Annotated in this window: 1 protein-coding gene; it reads right to left on the bottom strand. The window is 62.7% G+C overall.

The annotated features are described in order from the left end of the window. Nucleotides 1–374: 374 nt before the first annotated feature. Nucleotides 375–959, bottom strand: a complete 585-nt coding sequence (locus N7568_RS22475; RefSeq protein WP_261611972.1) for an HhH-GPD-type base excision DNA repair protein — start codon at nt 957–959, stop codon at nt 375–377. Between the last annotated feature and the right edge of the window lie 209 nt (nt 960–1,168).

Here is a 1,168-nt window from a genome sequence, read left to right as displayed (position 1 = left end):
ACCAGCACACGGTTGGGGGGTCTCCCACACCCACCGGAAGCCTCCGCCCAAGCGGAGGCTTCCGCCATTTAACCGCCCCCGCTGGATGGGGGCCTTTCGTCGTTAATCTCCCCGGTTCGTAGTCCGCGCCGACAGCGTCCGGAGGCGCGAGGATGAGATAGTTCATCAACACTGACGCCTGACGGCACACGCGTGCGATTACGTCCCTGATACAAGAACCAACCGCCCGGCTACAAGAACCAACCGCCCGGCAAAGCTTGAGGGCCTGGGCCCGGTTCAATACCGGATCCAGGCCCTCGGGGCTTGGTATGTATTTATCCAGTCCAGCTTTGGGGGACAGTTCACTGGCGTGGAGGCTTGGCTTGACTGTGCTCCTACGCCTTTGATGCTTTTGAGGCTTTGGCCGCTGCTTTGGCTGCCTGTTTGTTGGCGCGCACCTTGACCAGTGAATCCGGGTCCACGATGTCCGCCACCGAGAGGTAAGAGCCTTCCTCGCCGTAGTGGCCGGCGGCTTCCCGCCAACCCTCCGCCTGTAGCTCGCATTGCTTGCCCAGCAGGGCGAGGAAGATCTTTGCCTTCTGTTCGCCAAAGCCTGGCAAGGCTTTGAGCCGGCGGAGTACTTCAGGCCCATCGGGGTTTCCGCTGGTCCAAATGGCGGCCGCGTCCCCATCCCACTCACGATGCACCGTCTCGGCCAGGGCCTGGACCCGACCTGCCATGGAGCCTGGGAACCTGTGGACGGCAGGCCGTTCCTTGAAGACCTCTACGAAGCCGGCGGGGTCGTACTCCGCAATCGTGCCGGGTTCCAAGGAGCCCAGGCGGGTGCGGATCTTCTCCGGACCAGCAAAAGCTGACTCCATGGTGACTTGTTGATCGAGCAACATACCGGTCAACAACGCAAAGGCGTCGTCACTGAGCAGTTGGTCCGCGGCGGCATCTCCTGTGATGTGCAGTTCCATGCGTCTTATCCTCCCACCACGCAGCGGGTCCGTCATTGGAAGTCCACCCGGCCCCGCCAGGCCCGGAGCTCGAGGCAGGACGTACCGTTACTGCCTGGCGCTCGACGGCGGTTTGGTGTGGGTTTTGGGGGGGTGTTGGGTGGGGTGTGGGGGTGGATTTGCGTTGGGGTGGTGGGGCGTGTATTGTTTTCTGAGTCGCCGGGTGCGAA

Source organism: Paenarthrobacter aurescens (assembly GCF_025421775.1).
In the GTDB taxonomy this organism is placed as follows: Bacteria; Actinomycetota; Actinomycetes; order Actinomycetales; family Micrococcaceae; genus Arthrobacter; species Arthrobacter aurescens_B.
This window is presented reverse-complemented; position numbering and strand designations above follow the sequence as displayed.